Below are 20,001 nucleotides of genomic sequence, written 5' to 3' on the forward strand. Positions count from 1 at the left end.
TTCACCGTCGTCAGCGGCGTAATTTCACTCGGCTTCATCACAATCGTGTTGCCCGCGGCTAACGCCGGCGCAATCTTCCACGCCGCCTGCAGCAGCGGATAATTCCACGGTGTAATTTGCCCGCACACGCCTACCGGCTCACGCACAACCTTGCTTTGGCTGTTCGGAATCGGAGAAGCGATCATTTCGCCTTCGTCCTTATCCGCCAAACCGGCGAAATAACGGAACACTTCCGCGATATCGGCCATGTCCGCGCGGCTCTCTACCAATGTTTTGCCCGTATCAAGCGTCTCGAGCTCTGCGAGCTCTTCCGCGTCCCGCTCGATCAACCGTGCAATCTCATGTACTTTTTTCCCGCGTTCGTTCGCCGGCACCTTTCGCCACTCGCCTTCATCAAAGGCGCGGCGTGCTGCCGCGATCGCTCGCTTCGCGTCCTCCTCGTTGCCTTCCGCTGCTGTCGCGACGACTTCTTGATTGTATGGATTAATGATTTCTCTTGTTTTTTCAGTGACGGATGCCGTCCATTTTCCGTCAATAAACATTTTTCTCATCGACTCGCTCCCTCCTGTTAAGTTTGTTAAATTTTTTCTTAACAAATTGAATATTTTCAACCTAACATAGGCATGCCCTCTTGTAAAGGTGGTTTTTTGTCCTCGCTTTTGGAAACCATCGTCTGCCTGATCGCAAAGCTTAATCCCTTGCGGCCATCCGGTTTGACAATGAAACTTAATGCGTTATAGTGATGAATGTGATCCGTTTGTTTAATCTATATTTAACAAATTGAACTTAATGAACAAAACCTTGCCTCTTGAAAGGGGGGAGTTTGTTGAGTAAACGAAACGACGCGCACAGCAAAATTGAAAAAGCCGAAAATACCGTGATTCAATCGATCGCCGAAACGATGGATTTGTACGGTGTAACCCCTTCAATCGGACGGCTGTATGCAACGATGTACTTCAAGCAAGAGCCGATGACCCTCGACAACATGAAGGACGACCTCGGAATGAGCAAGCCGAGCATGAGCACGGCCGTACGCAAGCTGCAGGACATTAACATCGTGCAAAAAGTGTGGCAAAAAGGGTCGCGCAAAGATTTATTCTTTGCAGAGAAAAACTTTTTCCGTTATTTCACGCAATTTTTCGGAAGCAAGTGGAAGCGCGAAGCGAAACTGAATTTAAATGCGATTGAAAGCGCCGAAACGTTGTTGAAACAAGTATGGGAAGACGATGCAGCCGATGCGAAATGGAAGCAGAAAGCCGAGCAAGATTTGCGGCAGCTTGAACAATATCGCAACTATTGCCGCTGGTTAGAACGGCTCGTGGCATCGATCGAATCAGGGGAGATATTTGAATTCCTGCCGGCGGAAGAACCAGATCCGAAACGAAAAAAAGAATCATGATTGATACGTGGAAGCCAGCAACACGTTATAAAATTAACGCAGGTATTGCTCGCCGATGCATAATCTCCTCATCCGGGACGCACATTAACCGATGAGGAGGCGAGCAAAAATGACCCATGAAAAAAACCAACAAAAGCGCGAACCGATCTCGCAAGCGGAAGACGTAGAATATTCGGCTAAATTCGCCGATAAAGACGACCGCGAAGCGCGAGAACGCGCAGAAAAAGCGGATCGACGCGCCAAACGCTAAAAAAGAGTTGCCAGTGAGGCAACTCTTTTGCTTTACCAAACAAATTCGGGCACAGCACGATGCGCCATCAAATAATCAAGACTTTTGAACGTATAGCCGCGCTTGCGGGCTTCGTCAATGATTTTCGCGAGCGCGTCAGCATTGTCTTTCGACACGGTATGCATCAAGATGACTGCCCCCGGATGAATTTGTTTCATGACGCTGTTATAGGCGTATTTCCAACCTTTTTGATTGTTCGTTTCCCAATCTTTGAAGGCGAGCGACCAGAAGACGTTTGTGTATCCGAGCTTCTTGCTTAGCGCAAGCGTTCTTTCGCTGAACACCCCGCGCGGCGGCCGCAAATATTCCATCTTTGTTTCGCCGGTAATTTCGGTGTACTTTTCTTTCACTTTGTTTAATTCTTTTTTCAGCCGTTCGTTGCTTACGTTCGTCAAGTCCGGATGATGCCACGAATGGTTGCCGACGATGTGCCCTTCCTTAACCATCCGTTTCACCAATTCCGGTTCGGTTTTCAAATAATGACCGGTGACGAAGAAAGCGGCAGGTACGTCTTTTTTCTTCAAAACGTCGAGGAATTTGCCGGTATACCCTTGTTCATAGCCGTTGTCGAACGTTAAATAAACGATTTTTCGATCGGTGTCGCCTTGAAAGACGCCGCCGTATTTTTGAAGCATCTCTGCAAATTCCGGTTCCGTCGTCGCCGGTTGATGATTCTTGCTTCGCTTGAAATACCAATCATGCGAAGCATTGCTGTACGGGCTGGCGAAAGCGAATTGCGGAACGGCAAGCATAAGCACACTAAGCCAAACGATAGCAAGTTTCACGGGTTGTTAACTCCTTTGCGTACGAATTCATAAGAAGAGGTTCTCTTTTATAAGTTGCGTCGTACGCGTGAAGTTATTCATTTTTCAGCGCTGAATTTCCGCTGCATCCAGCCGTCAATTTTTCTTACTTCTTTTTTCCCGAACGTGAAACCATAGACGATCAAAAGCACGATCACCAGCGTGAACCAATCGATTTGATGAGACATGATAAAATTCAATGTCCCCATGAGCACTTGCGGAATCACGCCTGTAACGGCGAAGGCTGCGACACCGAATTTAAACCATCGATCCGAACGCATCCCGTAGCGGGCATAAAACATAAAAAAGGTGGATGACCAGGCAAGCACTTCGAAACCGGCCAATATCCACCATTTGTATTGCATGAAAACTTCCATCGTATCGCCTCTTCATCAAACACTGTTCATATAAATATATACGACGATCCATACTCCCGTAAAGGCGATGTTGACGATCAACATTTTTTGCGCCCGTGGTTGTCCGCGATAGTTGAGCTGCAGCCCGAAAAAGACAACCCATACGACGAAATAGATGATCCAATACGCGAACAACCCGGGGCCGACGCCCGAGCCAATCAAATAAGCGGAAACGAAATGAACCAAAGTAAGTCCGGAAATAAGTACGAGAAACAGCCAATTGAAGGCATGAACTTGTCCTTTTGTCACGATCGAGCCACCCTTTTTACAATAGTTTCTTTATTCCTTTTGCGATGAGCAGGACTACGGCGGCGATCAGCAATAAGTGCACGATCCAGCCGAGAATGTGCGCGACAAGGCCGAGCAGCCAAAACAAAATCAATAAACCGATGATCGTCCAGAACATCATTGTTGCCTCCTTTACTCTCCCTTTAGTTTACCATTATTTTATTTTCGGGAGTATTTTCCTACAAATACATGTGCCAAATCGCTCATTTTCCCATCGACTTTCATATTTCACAAGGACTCAGCATTAACATGTAGAAAAAGATGATTGAGATCACACCGAAAGCGAGGTGAGGTTAATCAACGTCACCGTCACCGATGTAGCCGAACAAAAGAATCTTCTCCACCAATGGTATACGAATCCGGAGATTGAAGCGTTTCGGCATCCTCGGCATTTCCTTGCGAACAAGGAACCATCCGGCGAGCGGATGGATTTTCATTATCATTTCTATCAAGCCTTGTTCCACTACGACCAAGAGCACTACGAACGTGCACTCGATTGTTTGAATCAGGCCGGCCGCACCGTCTTTGAAATGGAACTCGAAGAGACCGGTGAATGGTATTTCATGCTTGCGGCTGTCTATCAACGGCTTTACGGATACGCTTTGTCCATGAAATACTGCGAGAAAGCGATGCACATTTTTTCGTGCAAACAAAATTTCCGCCGAATGGCCAGCTGCGAAAACTTGTTCGGCATTAACAATCAAGACATCGGGCAACACAACGATGCCGAGAACCATTACCGGGCAGCGATCCGGTTGTGCAGCCATGCCGATTGCACGTTCATGTACATGACGGTGTTCCACAATATCGGCGTCCTTCATTCAAAAAAGGATGATCCGATCACCGCTTTGTTTTATTTAAAAAAAGCCAACCGGCTGCTTTCGCCGGAAGATGTGACGAACCGGACGAAAAATTTGTATTTGCTGGCCTGCAATCATTTTATCATCGGAAATACGCAAGAAGCGAGCCGATGTTTCCACGAAGGGTTGAAAGTTGCGGCCGCCGGCAGCAATGAAACGTACGTGCACCGATTCGAAGCGTTGCGGGCGAAATATCTCCGCCCCGACGCTTTTGAAACGACATACAAAAAAGCGATTGCTTATTTCCTGCACCGGCAACGATGGGAATTCGTCATCGAGTACGGGGAAGAGCTCGGGCTTTATTACGGGAAACGAAAACGTTTCAAGGAAGCTTATGATTATTGTGATTTAGCGATTATCGCTAAAAATAAATTAGAAAAGGAGCGTGAGCTGGCTCATGATTAAAAGAAGAGGAGACGACAACGTCATCGCCTAATGAAAAAGCGGCTGCTGCCGCTTTTTTCATCATGGGGGCACGCCAACATGGCCTACATCGTCGACGTATTGGCAGGCATCGGATGGTTTTATTTGTTTCTGTTGCTGTTGTACTTCAGCGACCGCTGATCGCTCTGGACGAGGGGGAACGGTTCTATTTCCGCCAATTCATTCATAACAATCTAGTGACGAGAAATAGGTTGCGCCCTCGAACCTTCCGTGACAATTCCCCCGGCGTCCTGTTTCTCTTGATCCAAACCGCCCGTCCGCCATCTTTGGCGAACGGGCGGTTTTGTTTTACGGTTGCGGTTCGTCTCCGGTTGCGTACTTCAATGCCAGGTAATCTTGCACCGGAATCCATGCGCCGATGCCTTGATGGGTCACGTTTTTCACTTCAAGTTCCATCTTGCTTCCCGTCAGCGACAAATACACTTCGCCGTATGTCACCTTTCCCTTTTCGTTGACAGCGGGAACATAGCCGTACAAATACGATATTTTTTTCGGCTGCACGTTGTACGTTTGTTCCTTTTTCGTTCCCTTTCCAATTACGGTCTCAAACGACAACGGCAATCCCGTCTTCTCGGAAGCTTCTATCATCATCATCTTTTTCACTTCTTCGCCGTTCGGCACTTTCGCTGTCAAACCGCCTTTCACCTGCACTTCTTTCTCCTGGCGGTAGCTCATTTTTTGCGGTGATTTCCCGCCTCGGTTGTCGATTTTATTCACGTTCACCCGTTTGAACTCCCAATTGATGTTCGTTCTCTCGGAATCATAGTTCAACGGCCACGTACCGAGAAAAATTTTTGCCCGAAAGCCGATGGACGCTTTCGTTGGATTTACGGTCGTTTCGTTCAACATGCGAATCAATGTCGGATTTTCAATTTTGACGTCAACCGAATCGAGCAGCCTTTTGGCCAGCTCGCTCGGCTGCAAGCGAGGCAAATCTTGCGTCGGATTCGGATACGTGTTTTCTTTAGAAATCGTTACGACATAGTCCGGAATTTTCGTTTGTTCGTGATTGTCTTTGGCTCGATCATCCGCGGCTGCCGGCTGTACCAAACCGAACAGGCACAAAGCGATCGCGAAAATCACTGAAGCTTTCTGCACGAAGGGACCCTCCTTGAAAGTTTTTCTTATTTTTTTCGAACGGTCGCAGAATTATCCATATCCGAATGAAAATAGGCAAGCCGCGGATTATGTAAAATTATTTGCCGAAGGGGGACATAATCCACGCCCCGGGTGATCGTTCCAACGGTCAGGAGCAGCGGCGAATCCAATCCACTTGATGGATTTTACGTTTCACTTTTAAACGACTTTCCGAGTTCCGGGCCAAGACCGAAATAATGACGAAAATTATAGATGAGCGGGGACCATTTTTCCGGACTTACGTGATCTTTTTCGGTGACGATATCCTGGTGGGCATGCACACATACGGCGTCCACCTCGATCACCGCGAAAAAAGGCATATCATCCGGTATGCGAATATGTTTAACCACCGCTTCGATTTGCAACGGGCATTCGGCGACTCTGTCCGGCTGCACCTCACGTGACTGCTGCTCAGTCAAACCAGCCGCCGCAAACTTGTTTTTTTCATGACGATAACCGAGTTTTCGCTTCTCATCTGGTACTTCGCGACGTCCGGTAAACGGCGCGAGCGTCTCCACTTGGTGCCATAACGACGGGTCAGCCACATTTACGACGCATTCCCCGCAACGGTTTAAATTTTCGACCGCTTTGCCCTCGACTCCGAGTCCGAGCACGATGCGTCGGCCGAGCGCCCACGACGATGACATCGGTGTAACGTTCGTCGTACCGTCTTCATTCAGCGTGCTTAACAGCACCACCGGCGTTCCGTAATAAAGAATTTTCGGTTCGATGACGACGCTCTCCGGCAATATCTTGTTTTCAATCATAATCATTCTCCTCTTCATTCATGGTCCTTTCGATTGTAAACGATCAACATTTCGATTATCATCGAAATATGAATGTCAGCAGAAAAGGAGGGTGCCATCATGTTGCAAACGGACGGAAATTTAGCCGAAGCTGCTTCGCTTTTCGCAGATCCGTCGAGGGGAGCGATGCTCACCGCGCTCCTCGACGGCCGCTTCCACACGGCCTCTGAGTTGGCTTACATGGCCGGCATTAAACAACAAACGGCCAGCTACCACTTGGCGAAGTTGGCTGGCGGCGGTTTGATCAAAACGGAACAGCACGGCAGGCACCGTTACTACACGTTGGCAAGTCCTGAGGTCGCCGAAGTGCTTGAGACGGTCTTGTCCATCGCCAAACCCCCGGAAATTCGCTCTTTACGGCAATCGTCGCAAATGAAAGCCTTGAAGTCGGGAAGAACGTGTTACGATCATTTAGCCGGAGAACTCGGCGTCACGGTGACAGAGGCGATGCAGCAGGCCGGATTCATCGTGTTGGCGGAAAAAGAATGGCAAGTGACGGAAAAAGGAGAACGCTTTTTCGCGGAGTTCGGCCTGAACCTGCAAGCGCTTCGTAAGAAAAGACGTACGTTCGCGCGAGCTTGTTTGGACTGGAGCGAGCGCAAACACCATTTAGCCGGTGCGCTCGGATGTGAACTGACGAACAAGTGGTTTGAACTCGGGTGGATTGAGAAAATTGCCGACAGCCGGGCGGTAAAATTGACCGCAAAAGGCCGCGCCGGTTTTGCGAGCACGTTCGAGGCGCATATGTAAGACAAGTTCGCGGATAAGCGAAAGGTGCCGCCGTAAGCACTTTCGGCGGCACCTTGGCACGCAAGGACTTTCGCAAAACTTTTTTCAAACGCGAGACACTCCGTCTTCCGTGCGCAGCCTTCAATTTCTTCTCCCTCCTTGAACGTTACTCCTCGGCAAATGGAAGACCTGCGCCGTTTCACTCGTTAATTGCTTGAGCTTATTCAGCGCTTCCTTTATTCCTTCTTCTTTGCCGAGATAAAATTGGCTCTCCGCCGGAGAATCGGTTTTCTCAGCGGAAACTGCTTCGATTTCTTCCTCCAGCATTTTTTTCAAAATCGTCATTTCCAACTGCCCGACCGCTTGCTTGTCGGCTAATTTTTGCTGCCGTTTTTGTTTCTCATGCAACGATTTCTCGACGTACCGGTCAATGTCTTGTTCTTTAAAGCGGGAGGCGCCGGCGAGAACTTTCTTGTACGATTCCGTTTTGTCAGGAACCACTTGCAAAGAATGGTTTCGGTGTTCCACCAAAAAGCGGCACAACAGCTCTCCCGTTTGCATGTACTCGTTGTGAACAATCGAGTATTCGCCTTCAAACGAACCCGTTTCGGACAAGTACCGCCCGAGCAAACTATATTCGCAGCATTCCGTGCAATAGATGAGGTATTCCTGCACCTGCGTTCCCTCCTTGAAAAAAACCGTCCCCGAAGGGACGGCAGATGACCGTTACATGTCCATCGACGGGAGGCTCGGCGATTTTTTCTCTTTTTCCGGCCGCTCGCTCACGAGAGCTTCTGTCGTCAGGAACATCGCCGCAACGGACGCCGCATTTTGCAATGCCGTGCGCGTCACTTTTACCGGATCGATGATGCCGGCTTCAATCAAATTCGACCATTCTCCCGTCGCCGCGTTGAACCCGATTCCTTCGGATTCCTCTTTCAGACGCTCGACGATCACCGATCCTTCCAGACCGGCGTTTTCTGCAATCGTGCGCACAGGGGCTTCAAGCGCACGCAAGACGATCTTGAATCCCGTTTTTTCATCCTCCGATTGCTCGGACAGCTGCTTCGCAATCACCGGAATGGCTTGCACGAGCGCCGTTCCTCCGCCGGCGACAATGCCTTCTTCGACCGCTGCACGCGTCGCGTTCAAGGCATCCTCAATACGAAGCTTCCGCTCTTTCATTTCCGTCTCCGTGGCCGCGCCAACTTTCACAACAGCCACCCCGCCGGAAAGCTTCGCCAACCGCTCTTCCAACTTCTCCTTATCAAAATCCGACGTTGTCTGCTCGATTTGTTTCTTCAATTGCTCGATGCGTGCTTGAATATCGCTTTGTTCGCCCGTGCCGTCAATGATCGTCGTGTCATCTTTGCCGACACGGACTTGGCGTGCTTGACCGAGATGCTCAAGCTCGGCCGACTTCAACTCGAGACCGACATCTTCTGTAATTACACGTCCGCCGGTGAGAATCGCGATATCCTCGAGCATCGCCTTGCGGCGGTCGCCGAACCCCGGTGCTTTTACAGCTACACAATCGAACGTGCCGCGCAGCTTGTTGACGACGAGCGTCGCCAAAGCTTCCCCTTCGACATTGTCGGCAATAATGAGCAGCGGTTTGCGGCTTTGGGCGATTTTTTCAAGCAACGGCAAAAGGTCTTGCACGCTCGAGATTTTTTTATCCGTAATCAAAATGTACGGGTCTGCCAATTCGGCAACCATTTGCTCTTTTTCTGTCACCATATATGGCGACAAGTATCCTCTGTCAAACTGCATGCCTTCGACAACGTCCAATTCGGTGTCAAACCCTTTCGATTCCTCAACCGTAATCACCCCGTCGCGGCCGACTTTTTCCATCGCCTCGGCGATCAGCTCGCCAATCTTTTCGTCGCCTGCCGAAATCGCCGCCACTTGCGCGATCGACTCCTTTGTCTCGATCGGCCGGGCCGCCGATTTAATTTCCTCGACGACGAGACGCGTCGCTTTCTCGATGCCGCTGCGAATCCCCATCGGGTTCGCACCAGACGTGACGTTCTTGATGCCTTCGCGGATCATCGATTCCGCCAGCACCGTTGCCGTCGTCGTACCATCGCCGGCTACGTCATTCGTCTTGGACGCAACCTCTTGAACGAGTTTCGCTCCCATATTTTCAAACGGATCGTCCAACTCAATTTCTTTCGCAATCGTCACGCCGTCATTCGTAATCAGCGGTGAGCCGTACGATTTTTCAAGGACGACGTTGCGTCCTTTCGGACCAAGGGTCACTTTTACCGTTTTAGCAAGTTTTTCAACCCCGCGGAACATCGCGCGGCGCGACGATTCGCTGAATAAAAGGTCTTTAGGCATTTGCGATCAACTCCTTTTCCTCCTGAAGGTTGCCGGTTTTCGCCTCGTCAACGACCGCCAAAATATCGCTTTGCTTAACGATTAAGTACTTCTTGCCGTCCTTTTCTACCTCTGTCCCGGCATACTTGCTGTAAAGCACGACATCCCCCGTTTTCACTTCCATCGGGATGAGCTGCCCATTCTCGAATTTTCCTTTCCCCACGGCAACCACTGTCCCTTGCATCGGTTTATCCTGCGCTTTTTGAGGCAGGACAATACCGCCGGCCGTCTTTTCTTCCTGTTGACGGACCTCGATCACAACTTTGTCACCCAACGGCTTGAACATGTCCCACATCTCCTTTTTAATATGATTTTTTGTTAGCACCCGAACGCGTCGAGTGCTAACTTCAATTTCTATTTATAGTCATTTTTTCACGGTGATCAACGGCGGAAATCGCCGGAAATCGCCGGATTCGGCCGGTTTTGATGCGATTTGAACCCCCGATCTATTCATTTCTCATATTTTATTTTGTTTTCTTTTGTTTTTGAGTCAGGTGCGCCGGATAAATAACGGAACGACATGCGCTTATTTCAGCCTAATGAGCGATTGGCGAAAATATAGCGGAACGCTAGCTAGAACCTTATTTGCACCGAATCATCCGTGACATTCCGCTATTTTCTGCAGCATACGAATTTCACCGAAATAAGAGTGTCGAATTCCACTATATATTCCAAAACTGCAAAAAAAACCGCACCCGAACAGGTGCGGTCGCATTTATTTCCCCGGCCAGAACGCGAAGCGGCCAAGCACGGCGGTAATCGCCGGAACAAGCAAAGGGCGAACGATGAACGTGTCCAGCAAAACGCCGATGGCGGTGACGGTGCCGAATTGCACGAGCACTTGAAGCGGCAAAACCGCCAAGACGGCGAACGTGCCGGCGAGAATGAGGCCGGCGGAAGTGATGACACTGCCGGTTTCGTGAACGCCGGATGCGATGGCGTCCCGAAGCGGCATCTCGCGGCGTTTCTTCCAAATGCTTGAGATCATGAAAATATTATAGTCCTCGCCGAGCGCAACAAGGAAGACAAACGCGTACAGCGGAATGAGACCTTGCATCGCATCTTGGCCGTAGCCGAAATGAATGAGCAGCCAGCCGGCGCCGAGCGCGCTCAAGTAAGAAAGCACCACGGTCGCAAGCAAATAGACCATCGCGACAACCGAGCGCAAGTACACCAACAGGAGCACGGCGATAATAACGAGCACGACCGGAATGATAATCGCTTGGTCGCGGCTCGTCACCTGCTTCGTATCGTAAAGCGTTGCGGTTTCTCCGCCGATCCACACGTGATCGGCGGGACTGGCGATGCCGGCCGACGCTGCCGCCTCCTGCACCGCACTTCGCAATGCCGGAATCTTGGCGATCGCCGGCGTCGAATACGGATCCATCGCCAGCGTTACCTCGTATTGTTTTAAGGCTTCATTTGTTTTGCCCGTTCGCGGCTCTGAAACAGCCTTCACAAACGGCAGCGGCTGCAATTTTTCAGCAATATCGACATTCTTTCCTTCGGTATCAACAATCACTTTGACTGGAGCCAATTCCCCGGCCGGAAAATGATCTTGCAAAAGCGCAAACCCTTCACGTGAAGGCATCGTCTCCGGGAACGAATCAAGCAATCCATACGAATATTCGATTTTCGGAACGAATGCCGCCAACCCGCCTAAAAGAATCAGGCTCGCGATGATGACGGTCCATGGTCGCTTCGTCACACCGTTTCCAATCGAACGCCACACCCGTCCGGTCTCCTTCGGACGCTTCAAACGTTTCCCCTTCTTCTTTTCCCGTTCTTGAATCATTTCTTCGGTTCGCGGAATGAACGGGAAGAAGGACGCCCTGCCAAAGATCGCGAGCAATGCCGGGAGCAAAGTCAAAGCGGCAATGCCCATAATGAATACGGCCAGGCTGAACGGGACCGCAAACCGGTCATAGGAAGCATAATGTGCAAGCATTAACGTCAGCAAAGCGAGGACGACCGTCAGTGCCGACATGATGATCGCCCCGCCTGAACCGCGGACCGCTTGTATTAACGCATCATATTTGCCGGTAATATGCCGCAATTCGTCCCGGAAACGAGAAACGAGAAACAGGCAATAGTCTGTGCCCGCGCCAAACAACAGCACGGTCATGATCGAAATCGCTTGGGAATCAACCGTGATCCAGCCGCGCGAAGCCATAAAGCCGAGCACAGGACTGATAACACCATAAGCCATACCAACGCCGATCAATGGGACGATCGCAAGCAAAGGCGAACGGTAAAGCACAATTAATAAAATTAACACGAGCAACACGGTCGAAATGAGCAAAGTTACGTCAGCCGTGCTGAACAACGCAGTCGCATCCGTCTGGATGCCGACAGGACCCGTCAAACGTACGTGCAGCCCGTCAGTCTGCGTCCCTGTTGCAAATACGGATTCGTCTGTATGGTTTCCGATTCGCTGCTTCAAGGAGTCGAGCGCTGTTGTCAATTGTTCAACCGAGGCTTGTTCTTGGAAAAACACCGGAGTTACGATCGCTTCCCCGTCTTCCGACGCCGATTGCTTTAAAGCTTGCGGCGGCAGGTTCCCGAGCGGCGGAACAAATGATTGATTTTCGAGCGGATTTTTTTCCAATTGTGCATAAACCTTGTGAATCGCCGCATAATCGGAAGCCGCTAACCCGCCATCCCGATACCAAACGACAAGAAGCGGGGTGCCGGCCGCATCGGGAAACTGCTCGGAGGAAAGCCGTTGTGCCTCGACAGACATAGCACCGTCGGGTAACAGCGAGCGACTGCCGGTTTCTTCTTCGTTTACAGAAGGAAAACATAGTGTCAAAACGGCAATGGCAACAATCCAAACCGATAACGTGATCCAACGGGACCTCGGGCCGGCCACTTTCATGCTTAATCGTGAAAAGAATGGCTTCAAATGATTTCCCTCTCCTTTTAGGAACATGGTTAATGCTTTTAATTATATATACTGGTTAGTTTATTATCAACCGTTTAGATTTTCACGATGTGCCCGGTATTGCTATAATAAAAGAAAAGCTGGACATGCGATGCATGACAAAAGGAGATCGACATCATGCCCAAACACCGCCGCCCGGGCCGGCCGCGCGCTGATGAAAGCGGACCGCCGACCGACGCTGTAATCGTACAAACGGCGTCCCGGCTGTTTCTCGACCGCGGCTATCAAAAAGTATCTATCGACGAAGTCGCTGAAGCCTGCGGCGTAACGAAAGCAACCGTTTATTATTATTTCGATAATAAAGCGCAATTGTTCACGAAATCAATGTTGGCGATGATGCAACGAATTCGCGAGAGAATCGCAGCTATGTTGAGCGTCGACAAACCCTTGCGGACACGGCTTCATGAAGTTGCCGTTGCCCATTTGCAAGCGACGATGCAAATCGACTTGGACGGATTCATGCGCGAAACGAAAAACGCCTTATCGCCAAGCCAAGTAAAATTAATGCGTGAAGCCGAAGAGCGCATGTACCAAGCGATCGAGGAAGCTTTCGACAAATCGATCAAAGCCGGGGAAATCCCCGAAATTAATGCCACCTTTGCAGCGCACGCCTACATTTCCTTGCTCAAAATCGGCAATTACCGCCTGGCCGACAATACACGCCTATTCCCAAACGTCGAAACAGCCGCCGATCACATCATCGCGTTCCTTTGGAACGGACTGTTTTGCGATCAATAAATAGAGGCTGACTCAAAAGGTCGTTGAAAACGACTGGTCGAGTCAGCCTTGTGACATTTAAATCGGAATCGCTCATGAGAGTCGCTAAATTGAAGAAATGAGCGGATATTTTATAAAATCGATCACTGAGCACGCTATTTCTCGTAAAAAGTAAAAATTGCAGTTAGAAATCACGCTGCTTCGTAAAATAACGCTCCTCATGCGCGATTTCATTGGAAAACGGGATTTTTAAACCAAATAAGACTTCTGGTGAGCGATAATTTCGCCGACGAAACCAAGCGAACACCCTGTTTTTTCAGACCGCAAGCTCTTGCAATCGCACCGTGCGATTCTCGCGCGCCGACAATGCTGCCGCCTCGTTCACCCGCGTCAAGTTGCGCACGTCTTCTTTCGTGATCGACGGCTCCGCGCCTTCGGCAATCGCCGCCGCCCACTGCGTGTGCGGGCTTGGCAGCGCGACCGGCAACGCGTCGCCGCTCACGATTTCCTCGCCTTGCAAGCGGCTGCTCTTCAGCGTGATTTTGCCGTCTTCGACAAGCAAGGCGCCTTCCGTGCCGTAAAGCTCAAGCTGGAACGGGCTGCGTGCCGAAACGAAGCCCGTTTCGATCGTGCCGAGCGCGCCGGAGGCATAATCAAGCAGGACGACGGCGTTGTCGTCAACTTGGTCGTTCTTCACTTGCGTGAGACGAGCCGTGACGGCCTGCGCCTCACCAGCCAGCCGATTGAGCAAGTAAATCGGATGTGCGCCGAGGTCGATCAGGCTGCCGCCGCCGCATTGTTCTTCATTGAAGAAATGCGAAGGCAGCCAGCCGTTCGGGTGCTGTTCCGAAGGAACAGCACCGTTGTGGGCGAGCCGGCAGCGAATGAAAGTGAGCTCGCCGAGCAAGCCTTTGTCGAGCGCGTCACGCGCGTATAGGAAATACGATTCGGTAAGTCGCGGCAGCGACACCATGAGGTGGACGCCGTTTGTTTTGACCGCTTCGAAAATCTCGTCGCAGTCTTTTGTCGTGAAGGCAAGCACTTTTTCCGTAAAAATATGCTTGCCGTAATTGGCTGCGGCCAAAATCACTTCTTTGTGCATATTCGTCGGCGTTTCGACGATGACGGCGTCGATGGAATCGTCAGTGAGCACCGCTTCCAAGCTTGCTTCAAATGGGACGCCAAGCTCCTCGGCCCATTTGCGTCCGCGTGCTTCATCCTCATCCCATACGACCGCAATTTCCATGTTCGGATGTTCTTGCGTTTGCTTCGCGTAGTCATTGGCATGGACATGCCACCTGCTTAATAAAGCCGTGCGTATCATTTCATTTCCTCCTGAATTTGCGCCTTCCGCCAGCTTTCTCGAACGAGCGCGTAATCTTCTTCTTCTAAAGCTTCTTTCGTCGAATCAATATGGGAGACGAAATACAAGGACGGCACACCGAGCTCCGGCTGTAAGCGAACGTACTCGCGCCACGATTTTTTATCGGTCATCGGCCAGTTATCCGTATCGATCACAGCCGCCGGACACGCCGCTTTCGCGACTTTCGCACGATGCGTCATCGCGGCATTAATGTCTTTGCCTGTGTTGATATCATTCAAGCGAATCATATCAATGACATCAGCCAAATACGGATGCGGCGTATGCGACATGATTAACGCATCCGGCTTCACAGCCTTTGCCTCATCATTCAAAATGAATAAATATTGCTTCATAAGCTCCAAGCCCCATTGCTCGCCGTGCACCTCGATGCCCGGCCCGCTCGGGATCCGAGCTGTGAAGTCAATTTTAAATCCGTCGGCATCATAACCATCCGCCGAAATCATTCGCCGCACAGACTTGCGCATCCGCTGCTCGAAACCTGGATGCGTCGGATCGATCGCAATCGGCATACCTGCCGCATTGCGAATGCACTCCTCGGCCGGCACCCCTTCCGGGTCCCACGCCTTCAGCCAAAGAAGTACTTTTTGCCCATTCGCGTGCCGCTCATCGATAAACCCGCGCAAATCCGGCCATTTTTCCTCATCGACCGCATTTTCGCCGTACGACGCCTGCCATTTGTCATCCAACACTACTATTTTCGGCGAAACGTCGTTCGCCTGCAACTTTTTCATGAAATTTTCATATAATTCTTGACGCGCATAATTCGGCGCGTGTCCTTGCTCCACAGCCGCCACGTGGCATTGCGAGCCCCAGCCGCAAAAAATCGGCTGCTTCCACCATTCCGGGTGCTGTACCTCGCGTGCCTCAGATACGTAACCCGCCGCTTGCAACGCCGTTACATGCGCATCAAGCGCGGCATATTCATCGGCAGCAAAATCAAAACCGATCGCCGGCAAAACATAATTCCCGCGAACTTCTGTATGTCCTTCATAAGCCGTTTGCAAGTGAAAACCGCTGCCCTGCGCACGGTAATGGTACTCCGTAAAACGATTTTCTCCAGCTTCAGCCTCAACGCCAATCCCAAGCCAACCTGACGAGCCTTCAAAAGCAAAACAGAACGGCGGCGGCGTGAAAAACCAATCGCCTTTGCCCGGAATCGGCACGCCCGTCAAATCAATGACAGACCCGGCATCCGGCTGGAAATGATGAACTTCATCCGTATTCGGCTCAGGATTGAAACCGCGCGACCAACGATGGCCCGACCAGAAAAAGCCGCTTCCCCAGCGCACGTTTCCTGAATAATATCCGCCGAAATAGTCCGCATTCGTAATCGACCCGAATCCGTCAACTTCAATTTCATACGTAAACCGCTCCTCGTTACACTTGAACCGATACGTTTTCTGATCCCAAACCGTGCTTTTCGCCGTCAGCGAAAACACGCGCTCCCCGTCAATATCGGCCGCCTGCCACTCCCCGATCTTCGGCGCATCATCAAGTCCCGAAAGCGTATGTACACTCGACAAAACGAACAATTCCGCAAGCAAATCCCCCGCCGCATCCTTCAAATGCACGAAAGGACGGTCCTCGCAAAAGAAAAGCTCGTAATTTTTCCCCTTGTAAGTTAAGTTTTCCATCGTTTCACCCTTTTTTAGATAAAATTAAAACCGGTGTTGCATCGGAACAGCTTCCGGCCGTTCAACGGTGCTTTGCATCGCATAATGCTTGCCTTCCTGCGAAGCCTCAAGCAATCCGCTCATCGCTTCCAAGACGTGGTACGTCATGAAACCGTTCGCCCGGTGCCCGTCGCCAGTCAAAATCGCTTCCGCCATGTCGGCGGCGCCGATCCCGCGGCTGTTTGCCGTATATCCGTGCGTCAGCGGCACTTCATGCCATTCCTTCTCATTTTGCTTGCGCACGTACACCGGTCCGCCGAACGTGTTCGGATCCGGTACGCTTAAGGAACCCGTTTCTCCGTAAATTTCAATAAACGGCAAGCGCGCGCCCCACACGTCGAAACTCGTAATCAACGACGCGATCGCGCCGTTGTCAAAGTCGAGCACGCCGGCGATATGCGTCGGCGTATTCACGTGAATCACCTCGCCGTATTTCGGCTCGCTTGTAATCGTCCGCTCAGGGAACGTAATCCGCGCTGAACCGGTGACGCGCTTAATCGGACCGAGCAACGAAATCAACGCCGTCAAATAGTACGGTCCCATATCAAACAGCGGTCCGCCGCCTTTTTGGTAGAAAAAGTCCGGATTCGGATGCCAGCTTTCCGTTCCGTGGCTCGTCATAAATGCGGTCGCCGCCACCGGTGTGCCGATCCAGCCGTCATCGATCAGCTTGCGGCACGTTTGCAAGCCGCCGCCGAGAAACGTATCCGGCGCCCCGCCGACGAGCAAATTCGCCCGCTCCGCGGTCTCAAGCACTTTTTTGCCCATCTCCGGCGTAATTGACAACGGTTTTTCCACGTATACGTGTTTTCCAGCCTCGAGCACTTGCAAGCAAACTTCACCATGCACGCCAGGTACCGTCAAGTTGATGACCATCGCAATTTCCGGGTCGTTCAGCAACTCCGCCACCGTGCACGCTTTCGCGATCCCGAACTTTTCCGCCTGCGCTCGCGCACGATCCATGTCAATGTCGGCACATGCGGCGATTTCAAGATGCTTGAACGTCTTCCCATTCGTAAGGTAAATCGCACTGATGTTGCCGCAGCCAATCACACCCGCTTTTACTTTTTCCATGCCGTCACACCTTTCCTACTGGAAGCTTCAGTCTTTCTTCCACAAACTCCTTGCAAACTTGCAAGCTTTGTTTCGGCGTACTCGTTGACTTGTCGATTTCGACTGTCACCCAACCGTCGTAATTCGTCTCATGCAACATCTGCATCACCGGATCGAAATCAAGCGTGCCAAGTCCAAGCTCGCAAAAAATCGGCATCGCCTCGTTGCCTGACAAAATCGGGAACTGCTCCGCATCCGCTTCTTCCGGCGAAATGTCTTTCAAATGCACATATCCAATGCGGTCGCGATATTTCTTCATTACCTTCGCTGGATCCATGCCCGCCTTCGCCAAATGCGCCGTATCCGGGCAAAAATGTACATACTTCGGATCCGTCCATTCCATGATCGCATCGAGCTCATGCTCGTACTGAATTTCCGTTCCGATATGCGGATGCAAACAAGCTTTCACGCCAAGTTCGGCACAGCTTTTCGCCGCCTCGTTCATGGTTTCCGCTGCCGTTTTCAACATTTCCGTCGTCGTCCCGCCTTCTGTCCGGGGTCCGCCCGGACCGAAAACGATCCGGTCGCAGCCATTGGCGGCGAGGAATCGCGCCACTTGCGTATTGCGCGCGATAATATGCTCACGCTTCGACGGATCGGTGAAATGCCCGCCGCCGTACAATGCCGACAAAACGAATCCGTGATCATCCAGCAATTTTTGAAATTCATCTATTCGATCCTCGTAGTTCATCGCGATATGCGTAAACGTTTCACACGCCCGGTAACCAAGCTCAGAAGCTTCCTTTAGAGCAGTTTCAAACGCCTCGCCCCACGTAATTAAATGACATGATACTTTCACGATGTCCCGCCTTTCTGATTTTATTGATCCAACGCATTGAGCGCGACAGATAAACAACCGTAATCCCCGATGCGTTCACCAAGCTCACCCGGCACAATTTCGCACACCGCCATCGCCTGCGGCAGTGCTTCCCGCCGCAGCGTCTCAAGCGCCGCCGGCTCCAAAATCGCCTGCTGGCGTCCATAAATGCTGCCGATGATCACCTTCTCGGGATTCAACAAATCAACGATGACCGCCAGCCCTTTCCCTAAATAGCGGCCGACGTCCTCGTAAATCTCCACCGCCAGCAGGTCGCCCGCCTGCGCGGCATCCCCGACCGCTTGCGCGGTCACCGCCCCCAGCTCACTCACATCGGCGCAAAACGACGGCCGTTCGCCCATCTGCAGCGCAGCCTCCGCCTTCAACTGCGCGTACCGCGCAATCCCGCCTCCGCTGCAAAAGCCTTCGAACGAGCCGTTCTTCCCGTAACCGGACGGCCCGAACGCCTCCAGCCTCACATGCCCGGCTTCGCCGGCATAATCGTTCGTCCCGGCGTACAGGGCTCCGTTCAAGATCAGCCCGGCGCCCATCCCGGTGCCGAACGTCAAAAACACGACGTTCCGGCACCCGCGGCCGGCGCCCCACTTCCATTCCGCCAAGGCGCACGCGTTCGCGTCGTTTTGCAGCGCGACCGGCACCCCGTACCGGTCGCGAAACGGCGACACGATGTCGACCGCGTCCCAGCCGGGCAAATTCGGCGGCGAAAGAATGAGCCCGCGCCGGCTGTCGAGCGGATTGCCGCAGCTAATCCCGATCGCCGCCACAGCGGCGCCGGGATGCGCGTCCACGAGCTTCTCCAAAGCCGCGAGCATTTGCGCAACAGCTTCCTCCGGCGCCGCAGGCGTCGGGAAGCGTTCTTTCGCAAAAATTTCCACATCCGCGCCGCGTAAGCGGCCGAGCGATACGGCGCACTTCGTGCCTCCGATGTCAATGCCTGCAATCGTTGTCATTGTTGAAAAAACGCCTCCTCAAGCATGATGCAAAGCGCATGATAGATCGGCAAATGCCGCTCTTGAATGTCAGGCGTGCTGTCAGCCGGAACGACGATCGACAGCTCGCATAAGTCCCGCAGCAAACCGCCGTCACGACCCGTCAAAGCGATCGTCCTCAACCCTTTCAATCTCGCAACCCGCACCGCCTGCAACACATTATTCGAATTCCCCGACGTACTGATCGCGAGCAGCACATCGCCATCACGGCCATAGCCGTACACTTGCTGGGCAAAAACGAGATCCGGAGCGACGTCGTTCGCGTAAGCGGTCGACAAGGCGCTGTGGCCGACGAGCGAAACCGCCGGAAGCGCCCCTTGCAAATGATCCGCCAAATACGTGCCGTCTTCCCCAAACTGTTCAACGAAAGCCGCGCGATCTGCTTCCGAAACCGGACGCCGAAGCATAAATCCTTTCATCAATTCCCCGACAATATGTTCAGCATCCGCCGCACTGCCGCCGTTCCCGCAAACGAGCAGCTTCCCGCCGCCTTGAAAACAATCCCGCAACGTTTCAAATGCGCGCTGGATGTCCGTTTCACATGCAGAAAGCTCCGGGTATTTCGCCAGCAATTTTTCCAAAGTGCCTTCCATCAACCGACGCCCCCATCCAAATTCAGTTCATCCCGATACGCTTGAGCCGCCTGCGACGCATACAACACAAGCCCGACACTCCACGAATGTGACAACGTCAAGAGCATCCCCTTCGGCTGAAAACAGTTCGTATTGTAATAGCGCTCGGTCACCATGCCTTTGTACGCGTTGAAATCCCCGTCTTTCCGCGCCACACA

24 protein-coding genes are annotated in these 20,001 nt (G+C 51.8%); 6 read left to right on the top strand and 18 right to left on the bottom strand.

All coding sequences use genetic code 11. The features are described from left to right. A partial coding sequence (locus tag VFK44_06450) for an aldehyde dehydrogenase family protein (GenBank protein HET7628015.1) occupies nt 1-551 on the bottom strand: 551 nt, incomplete at its 3' end. Between the two features lie 275 nt (nt 552-826). Between VFK44_06450 and VFK44_06455 the strand changes: the two genes are divergently transcribed. Both VFK44_06455 and VFK44_06460 read left to right on the top strand, forming a co-directional pair. Continuing rightward, nucleotides 827-1,399: a GbsR/MarR family transcriptional regulator gene (locus VFK44_06455; protein HET7628016.1), complete on the top strand. Its 573-nt coding sequence runs from the start codon at nt 827-829 to the stop codon at nt 1,397-1,399. Between the two features lie 109 nt (nt 1,400-1,508). After that, the gene (locus VFK44_06460) at nt 1,509-1,649 is read left to right on the top strand and encodes a YfhD family protein (GenBank protein HET7628017.1); all 141 of its coding nucleotides are present in this window, start codon (nt 1,509-1,511) and stop codon (nt 1,647-1,649) included. Between the two features lie 32 nt (nt 1,650-1,681). Here VFK44_06460 and pdaA read toward each other — a convergent pair whose 3' ends face one another. The 4 genes from pdaA to VFK44_06480 all read right to left on the bottom strand — a co-directional run bounded on the left by pdaA (nt 1,682) and on the right by VFK44_06480 (nt 3,313). Beyond that, nucleotides 1,682-2,473 (bottom strand): delta-lactam-biosynthetic de-N-acetylase, encoded by a 792-nt coding sequence (gene pdaA, locus VFK44_06465; protein HET7628018.1) that lies wholly within the window; start codon nt 2,471-2,473, stop codon nt 1,682-1,684. 77 nt (nt 2,474-2,550) lie between these two features. Further along, the gene (locus VFK44_06470) at nt 2,551-2,868 is read right to left on the bottom strand and encodes a hypothetical protein (GenBank protein ID HET7628019.1); all 318 of its coding nucleotides are present in this window, start codon (nt 2,866-2,868) and stop codon (nt 2,551-2,553) included. Between the two features lie 15 nt (nt 2,869-2,883). Continuing rightward, nucleotides 2,884-3,156: a hypothetical protein gene (locus VFK44_06475; GenBank protein ID HET7628020.1), complete on the bottom strand. Its 273-nt coding sequence runs from the start codon at nt 3,154-3,156 to the stop codon at nt 2,884-2,886. Nucleotides 3,157-3,172: 16 nt separating this feature from the next. Further along, nucleotides 3,173-3,313 (bottom strand): lmo0937 family membrane protein, encoded by a 141-nt coding sequence (locus VFK44_06480; protein ID HET7628021.1) that lies wholly within the window; start codon nt 3,311-3,313, stop codon nt 3,173-3,175. Nucleotides 3,314-3,482: 169 nt separating this feature from the next. On the opposite strand from VFK44_06480, the gene VFK44_06485 reads away from it, so the two are divergent. Together VFK44_06485 and VFK44_06490 are read left to right on the top strand one after the other, a co-directional pair. Then, nucleotides 3,483-4,460, top strand: coding sequence for a hypothetical protein (locus VFK44_06485; protein ID HET7628022.1), 978 nt, complete (start codon nt 3,483-3,485; stop codon nt 4,458-4,460). Nucleotides 4,461-4,490: 30 nt separating this feature from the next. Next, nucleotides 4,491-4,619 carry a hypothetical protein gene (locus tag VFK44_06490; GenBank protein HET7628023.1) on the top strand — a complete coding sequence of 43 codons (129 nt, stop codon included), beginning with the start codon at nt 4,491-4,493 and terminating at the stop codon, nt 4,617-4,619. A gap of 168 nt (nt 4,620-4,787) precedes the next feature. On the opposite strand, the gene VFK44_06495 is transcribed toward VFK44_06490, so the two are convergent. Both VFK44_06495 and VFK44_06500 read right to left on the bottom strand, forming a co-directional pair. Further along, entirely contained in the window at nt 4,788-5,549 is a 762-nt protein-coding gene (locus VFK44_06495; protein ID HET7628024.1) for a YfkD family protein, read from the bottom strand. A 233-nt stretch (nt 5,550-5,782) separates the two neighbouring features. After that, nucleotides 5,783-6,403, bottom strand: a complete 621-nt coding sequence (locus VFK44_06500) for a flavin reductase family protein (GenBank protein ID HET7628025.1) — start codon at nt 6,401-6,403, stop codon at nt 5,783-5,785. Between the two features lie 102 nt (nt 6,404-6,505). Between VFK44_06500 and VFK44_06505 the strand changes: the two genes are divergently transcribed. Then, nucleotides 6,506-7,192 (top strand): metalloregulator ArsR/SmtB family transcription factor, encoded by a 687-nt coding sequence (locus tag VFK44_06505; GenBank protein HET7628026.1) that lies wholly within the window; start codon nt 6,506-6,508, stop codon nt 7,190-7,192. Nucleotides 7,193-7,312: 120 nt separating this feature from the next. Here the strand turns inward: VFK44_06505 and VFK44_06510 are convergent, their stop codons facing one another. The 4 genes from VFK44_06510 to VFK44_06525 form a co-directional block, all read right to left on the bottom strand. Beyond that, complete coding sequence (locus VFK44_06510) at nt 7,313-7,846, bottom strand: hypothetical protein (GenBank protein ID HET7628027.1); 534 nt, start codon at nt 7,844-7,846, stop codon at nt 7,313-7,315. A gap of 51 nt (nt 7,847-7,897) precedes the next feature. Further along, nucleotides 7,898-9,514 (bottom strand): chaperonin GroEL, encoded by a 1,617-nt coding sequence (groL, locus tag VFK44_06515; GenBank protein HET7628028.1) that lies wholly within the window; start codon nt 9,512-9,514, stop codon nt 7,898-7,900. Further along, nucleotides 9,507-9,839 (bottom strand): co-chaperone GroES, encoded by a 333-nt coding sequence (gene groES / locus VFK44_06520; protein HET7628029.1) that lies wholly within the window; start codon nt 9,837-9,839, stop codon nt 9,507-9,509. Before groES ends, groL begins: the two co-directional genes overlap by 8 nt. Before the next feature lie 429 nt (nt 9,840-10,268). Continuing rightward, nucleotides 10,269-12,431 (bottom strand): MMPL family transporter, encoded by a 2,163-nt coding sequence (locus VFK44_06525; protein ID HET7628030.1) that lies wholly within the window; start codon nt 12,429-12,431, stop codon nt 10,269-10,271. Nucleotides 12,432-12,614: 183 nt separating this feature from the next. On the opposite strand from VFK44_06525, the gene VFK44_06530 reads away from it, so the two are divergent. Further along, nucleotides 12,615-13,235: a TetR/AcrR family transcriptional regulator gene (locus VFK44_06530; protein ID HET7628031.1), complete on the top strand. Its 621-nt coding sequence runs from the start codon at nt 12,615-12,617 to the stop codon at nt 13,233-13,235. Nucleotides 13,236-13,530: 295 nt separating this feature from the next. On the opposite strand, the gene VFK44_06535 is transcribed toward VFK44_06530, so the two are convergent. The 7 genes from VFK44_06535 to VFK44_06565 form a co-directional block, all read right to left on the bottom strand. Next, nucleotides 13,531-14,538, bottom strand: coding sequence for a Gfo/Idh/MocA family oxidoreductase (locus tag VFK44_06535; GenBank protein ID HET7628032.1), 1,008 nt, complete (start codon nt 14,536-14,538; stop codon nt 13,531-13,533). Then, entirely contained in the window at nt 14,535-16,232 is a 1,698-nt protein-coding gene (locus VFK44_06540; protein HET7628033.1) for a TIM-barrel domain-containing protein, read from the bottom strand. Before VFK44_06540 ends, VFK44_06535 begins: the two co-directional genes overlap by 4 nt. 24 nt (nt 16,233-16,256) lie before the next feature. Further along, on the bottom strand, nt 16,257-17,345 hold the full coding sequence (locus VFK44_06545) for a Gfo/Idh/MocA family oxidoreductase (protein HET7628034.1): 1,089 nt from the start codon (nt 17,343-17,345) through the stop codon (nt 16,257-16,259). Nucleotides 17,346-17,349: 4 nt separating this feature from the next. Continuing rightward, nucleotides 17,350-18,183, bottom strand: coding sequence for a sugar phosphate isomerase/epimerase family protein (locus VFK44_06550; GenBank protein ID HET7628035.1), 834 nt, complete (start codon nt 18,181-18,183; stop codon nt 17,350-17,352). 20 nt (nt 18,184-18,203) lie between these two features. Further along, nucleotides 18,204-19,172, bottom strand: a complete 969-nt coding sequence (locus VFK44_06555; GenBank protein ID HET7628036.1) for an ROK family protein — start codon at nt 19,170-19,172, stop codon at nt 18,204-18,206. Continuing rightward, on the bottom strand, nt 19,169-19,804 hold the full coding sequence (locus tag VFK44_06560) for an SIS domain-containing protein (protein ID HET7628037.1): 636 nt from the start codon (nt 19,802-19,804) through the stop codon (nt 19,169-19,171). The genes VFK44_06555 and VFK44_06560 overlap by 4 nt, the downstream gene beginning before the upstream one ends. After that, on the bottom strand, nt 19,804-20,001 hold a 198-nt coding region (locus tag VFK44_06565), incomplete at its 5' end, for a hypothetical protein (GenBank protein ID HET7628038.1). The genes VFK44_06565 and VFK44_06560, both read right to left, overlap by 1 nt.

It is taken from the genome of Bacillales bacterium (assembly GCA_035700025.1).
Classification (GTDB): Bacteria; Bacillota; Bacilli; order Bacillales; family DASSOY01; genus DASSOY01.